Genomic DNA, 402 nt, shown 5'->3' with positions numbered 1-402 from the left:
TCGGAGGGGTAGCGAAGTGGCTAAACGCGGCGGACTGTAAATCCGCTCCTTCGGGTTCGGCAGTTCGAATCTGCCCCCCTCCACCATTTACATAGGGGCATAGTTTAAAGGTAGAACTGAGGTCTCCAAAACCTCCAGTGTGGGTTCGATTCCTACTGCCCCTGCCAAATATATTTACACAACATGGCGGTTGTGGCGAAGTGGTTAACGCACCGGATTGTGGCTCCGGCATTCGTGGGTTCGATTCCCATCAGTCGCCCCATTTTTATTTTAAAAATTACAAATAATTTAATTGATACTTACATATAATTAAGTAAGAATTCGATGGGCTATAGCCAAGCGGTAAGGCAACGGACTTTGACTCCGTCATGCGCTGGTTCGAATCCAGCTAGCCCAGCCATT

At 48.0% G+C, this 402-nt stretch carries 4 tRNA genes; all 4 read left to right on the top strand.

Annotation, left to right across the window (positions count from 1 at the left end):
- The first annotated feature begins 2 nt into the window (after positions 1-2).
- The 4 genes from COK05_RS30795 (at position 3) to COK05_RS30780 (ending at position 400) form a co-directional block, all read left to right on the top strand.
- Positions 3-86, top strand: a tRNA-Tyr gene (locus COK05_RS30795).
- A gap of 7 nt (positions 87-93) precedes the next feature.
- A tRNA-Trp gene (locus COK05_RS30790) sits at positions 94-167 on the top strand.
- 19 nt (positions 168-186) lie between these two features.
- A tRNA-His gene (locus COK05_RS30785) sits at positions 187-262 on the top strand.
- A 63-nt stretch (positions 263-325) separates the two neighbouring features.
- Positions 326-400 (top strand) — tRNA-Gln (locus COK05_RS30780).
- Positions 401-402 lie beyond the last annotated feature (2 nt).

It is taken from the genome of Bacillus cereus (assembly GCF_002567495.1).
Lineage (GTDB): Bacteria > Bacillota > Bacilli > Bacillales > Bacillaceae_G > Bacillus_A > Bacillus_A cereus_AQ.
Note: the sequence above shows the minus strand (reverse complement) of the source record. Positions and strands in the feature narration are given on the sequence as shown.